Here is a 4,330-nt window from a genome sequence, read left to right as displayed (position 1 = left end):
CGGTTACCTGATGAAGGCGAGCGGCCTCTGGCTCTCCCATAAAACCCAGAAAGCCCAAGCCGCTACCGCCGTGGTCGATCCCGCCTGAATGACGCTCACCAGCGGATAATCCGTCGCCGACACACAGGCCTCTCCTGCCCGGCTTATCCCTTCGACTTGAAATTTGCTGCTTCTATACCGTGCCGATTCAATAACTTGTAAAAATCGGTACGGTTTCTTCCCGCCATGTTGGCCGCCAGGGTCACATTGCCCTCAGTGGTACGCAGCAGGCGGATCAGATACTCCTTCTCGAACTCGGCACGCGCCTCGTTGAACGAGGGGATGCCGCCGCTGCCGCCGCTCAGGGCAGACTCCACCATGGCGGCGCCGATCACAGGGCTACAGCAGAGGCTGGCCAGCTGTTCCACCACGCTGTAGAGCTGGCGCACGTTGCCGGGCCAACCCGCCGCGGCCAGCAGGGCCAGTGCCTCCGGCGAGAAACCGAGGGCCGCGCAGTCGCCGTGACGGCTGCGATATTCGTCCAGCGCCTGTCTGGCCAGCAGCGGAATATCTTCACTGCGGGCACTGAGGGGCGGCAATGTGATGTTCGCCACGTTGAGGCGGTAGAAGAGATCCTCCCGAAAGCGCCCCTCCTCCATCGCCGCCACCAGATCCTGATGACTGGAGCTGATGACCCGCACCTCGGGGATACCCTGACCGTACTCCTGCAGCACCTGCAGCAGCTTGGCCTGCAATGACTCCGACAGACCTCCTATCTCGTCGAGAAACAGGGTCGCCCCCTTGGCCTGCTCGAACAGGCCGGACTGACCGTCCTCGCCAAACAGCTGCAGATCCAATGCATTCCACGGCAAGGCGGCGCAGTTGATGGCGTGCAACGGCTTGTCACAGCGACTGCTGGCCTGATGCAGTGCCTGGGTCATCACCCCTTTACCAGAACCGGACGGCCCCATGATCAGCACGGGCACGTCCATGCCGGCTATGCTGTTGGCCTGGATCAGCAGCTGCTCCATCTGTGGGTTGCGGGTCAGGATCAGCGATTGCCAATCCTGCCGCTGCTTTGGGCGAGTCAGGCTCAGCGCATGCTCTATGGTGGCAAACAGCTCATCCTTGTCGATGGGCTTGGTGAGAAAGCTGAACACCCCGGAACGGGTGGCCTGAATGGCATCGGGTATCGTACCGTGGGCTGTCATTATGATGACCGGCAGCCCCAGCCACTGGGACTGGATACGCTCGAACAGCGCCAGCCCGTCCATGCCAGTCATGCGCAGATCGCTCAGCACCAGATCGGCCCGCTGCTGGCGCAGTCTGTCCAGCGCCCCTTCGGCGCTGTCGGCGGTATCCACCACGTAGCCTTGGCTGCGCAGGCGCATGCTCATCAGTTTGAGCAGGCTGACATCGTCGTCGACCAGCAGGATGCGACTCATTTTAGCGCCTCGCCATTGCCGTTCAGCTTGCGCTGATTGAGCTGTTCATCGATGGCGGAGAGCTGTTCGATCTGGCGATGCAGACGCTGCACCTCCTGACTCTGATCGTCGCGTCGGCTATCACGGACCAGCAACTCCTCACCGAGGGCAATCCAGCTGCGCAGGAAGGCCTGGGCATCCAGCCCCAGCTCCGGCAGCAGGCTTTTGAGTTTGTCCAGTCCGGCCCGGCGATTTGCCACCGACTCAGACGGATGCGTATTGACCATGGCCAGACTGACACGGCTCTCGATATCGGTCGCCCCCTTGAGGCGCTGACGCTCCTGCACCCGCTGCTGGGCATGGCTGGCCAGCAACCAGTCCGAGTACTGCAGGCGCACCTGCATCTCCTTGTTGGCAAACTCCATCCGCTTGGCGAGGGCGAGATCCGACGACACCACCGGTTCACGCGCTGGCAACAGGGAGCAGCCTGTGAGCAGCCCCATCATCAATACCGGAACAACACATTGTTTCATCTTAGGCTTCACTTCAACGTCAACCGGAAACAGACATCCGCCTGTTCATCTTCAACCAATACCAGCTCGCCGCCAAGACTCATCGCCGACTCGCGAGCGATAGAGAGCCCCATACCGGAGCCGTTCAACAAACCTTGTCGCACTATGCTGCCCTGTTCGAACGGCTCGAAGATCCGTTCCCGCTCGGCCACCGGAATGGAGGGCCCCTCGTTAGCCACCTCCAGCCAGCCGCCATCGACATCCTGCCCGGCACGGATCCAGATCTGGCCACCCTTGGCGCCATAACTGACTGCGTTGGAAAACAGATTGTCGAGGATCAACCGCAAGCGATACGACTCGGACTGCAGCATGATTGGATCGGTCGGCAAGTGTACACTGATTTGTTTGGATTCCAGCGCCAGCCGGTACTCGACAGATAATTCAGACAGCAGGGGCGCCAACGCCACCGGGGTCAAGCTGAACACCTCCTGCTGGCTGAGGCGGTTGAAGTCGAGCAGGCGTTCGATCAGAGTCTGCAGCCGGCGGCTGTTCTCTTCCAGCATCTGGCAGATCTCCTGCTGATCCGGGGTCAAGGGCCCCACAAGCTGCTCTGAGAGCAGATCCGCCCCCTCCCGCAACACCGCCAGCGGGGTCTTCAACTCGTGAGAAACGTGGCGCAGGAACTGGTATTTCTGCTGCTCCAACTCCTTCAATTTGTCGTGCAGCCAACCGATCCGCTCTCCCAGCAACACCAGCTCAGCCGGCCCGTCCACCGGGCGCTTGTCCGGTTCCACACCGGCACCCAGGCTCAAGATCCGCGACTCAATCTGACGTACCGGGTGGATGATCAGATAGGTAAACAGCAATACCAGCAGCAGGCTGAGCACGGCCACGAAGCCGCTGACCCACCAGATCTCCGTCATCAGGTCGGCGATAGTGGCTCGCACCCGGCTCACATGCTCGTCAACCTGGTTGCGGGTAATTATCTCAAGCTGCTGATTAAATTGATTAAATTCATCAAACTTCGGACTGGTCGATTCGGCCTTGGCGCGGGTCAGATCCTGCATGCTGTCGAGCCAGGTCAGCGCCTGTTCGAGCCCCGTGTAGACCTCGGCATCCGGGATCGAACTTTGATGGGCGGCGAGCAGGCTGCGATAGCTCGCCAGCTGCTGCTGGTAACTGGCCAGGATGCGATCATCTCCCAGTACGGCATAACGACGAAGAGTACGCTCCAGATCAATGGCTTGAGTGGTGAACAGTGTCGCCCGTCGGGTATCGCGCACCGCCCGTTCCAGCTCGTCGCTGGTCAACTGGCTGAGGTGTTCGAGAGCCTGGCTGTCGTGCCAGATCATGCCGCCCAGCGGCATCAATACCAGGACGAAGCCCATCAATACCACTTGCAACAGGGAGCGTGGGCGTACCTTGGTCATCTTGGACTATCTCGATTCATCATGGGTGGGCCAGCATATCCGCACTCCCCCAAAAAGCAAAACCGGCCAGGGGGCCGGTTCATACTGCAAAATGAGGGATGGGGTTCACGCCAGACCGACGGATACCACACAGATAATCAGGATCATCGCCAACGCGCCAGACGTGGTCAACAGTGCCCACTTCAGTTCCACACTCATGCAAACCTCCTTTTTGCCAACACAGAGCTTGATCACAACAGACAAGTTGATGTTAATGCATAGTTAATCCGATTATCGTGAGCTGTGTATATATTTCATATGAGCCCTACGCAAGGACCGATAAAGATGTTCTATCTGTGCAGCATTGGATCGAATCTCGATCCCCATCAGCATGTCAGCCAGGCGCTCGGCGAACTGCTCGAGCGTTTCGGTCGCCTGCATCTGAGCTCGGTGATCCAGACCAAGCCGGTGGGAATGCACTCCCGTCACGACTTCCTCAACTGCCTGTTTGTCACCGAAAGCACGCTGGCGCCCCAGCAGCTGAAAACCTTCTTCATCGCCATGGAGCTGGCGCACGGTCGGGATCGCAGCGATCCGAACTGCAAGGTGATCGACCGGCCGCTGGACATAGACATTCTGGCCAGCAGCCCGACTGATGACTTCGCCGCCACCCGGGTCGATGCCTATCTCAACGAGCTGCTGGCCGAACTGTATGGGCAGGGGGAGGTGCACGACCACAAGGTGATGCTACCACTGCATACCCGGCTGATGGAGGGCAAGGTGATCGAGGAGCAGCGGGTCGGCCTCACCCCCCTCGCCCTGTATCAGGCAACAGAGGTCTCTGTCGCCAGGAGCTGAAGATCAGGGCTGGCACCATTACAACCCTGGATCAGGGCTCAGATGACGGCCAGGCTGCGACCGCCATCGACCCGGATACTGGCGCCCGTCATGTAGTCGTTCCCCATCAGCAGCTGCACCGCCTGCCAGATGGGCTCGAGCCCTCCTT

Annotated in this window: 5 protein-coding genes and 1 pseudogene; 1 reads left to right on the top strand and 5 read right to left on the bottom strand. The window is 60.0% G+C overall.

What is annotated here, in order from left to right:
* Positions 1-143: 143 nt before the first annotated feature.
* From AAC083_RS14510 to cydH, 4 genes are all read right to left on the bottom strand, one after another.
* Positions 144-1,424, bottom strand: coding sequence for a sigma 54-interacting transcriptional regulator (locus tag AAC083_RS14510; RefSeq protein ID WP_108536979.1), 1,281 nt, complete (start codon positions 1,422-1,424; stop codon positions 144-146).
* Entirely contained in the window at positions 1,421-1,936 is a 516-nt protein-coding gene (locus AAC083_RS14505) for a hypothetical protein (protein WP_042035991.1), read from the bottom strand. The genes AAC083_RS14510 and AAC083_RS14505 overlap by 4 nt, the downstream gene beginning before the upstream one ends.
* 8 nt (positions 1,937-1,944) lie before the next feature.
* Positions 1,945-3,345 carry a sensor histidine kinase gene (locus tag AAC083_RS14500; RefSeq protein WP_108536978.1) on the bottom strand — a complete coding sequence of 467 codons (1,401 nt, stop codon included), beginning with the start codon at positions 3,343-3,345 and terminating at the stop codon, positions 1,945-1,947.
* A gap of 105 nt (positions 3,346-3,450) precedes the next feature.
* On the bottom strand, positions 3,451-3,543 hold the full coding sequence (gene cydH, locus AAC083_RS14495; protein WP_108536977.1) for a cytochrome bd-I oxidase subunit CydH: 93 nt from the start codon (positions 3,541-3,543) through the stop codon (positions 3,451-3,453).
* Positions 3,544-3,669: 126 nt separating this feature from the next.
* Here cydH and AAC083_RS14490 point away from each other — a divergent pair, with 126 nt between their 5' ends.
* Positions 3,670-4,182 carry a 2-amino-4-hydroxy-6-hydroxymethyldihydropteridine diphosphokinase gene (locus AAC083_RS14490; protein WP_108536976.1) on the top strand — a complete coding sequence of 171 codons (513 nt, stop codon included), beginning with the start codon at positions 3,670-3,672 and terminating at the stop codon, positions 4,180-4,182.
* Positions 4,183-4,220: 38 nt separating this feature from the next.
* Here AAC083_RS14490 and AAC083_RS14485 read toward each other — a convergent pair.
* A pseudogene (locus tag AAC083_RS14485) lies at positions 4,221-4,330 on the bottom strand (pteridine reductase); the annotation flags it as partial.

This window comes from Aeromonas sp. HMWF014 (assembly GCF_963878295.1).
Lineage (GTDB): Bacteria > Pseudomonadota > Gammaproteobacteria > Enterobacterales > Aeromonadaceae > Aeromonas > Aeromonas popoffii.
This window is presented reverse-complemented; position numbering and strand designations above follow the sequence as displayed.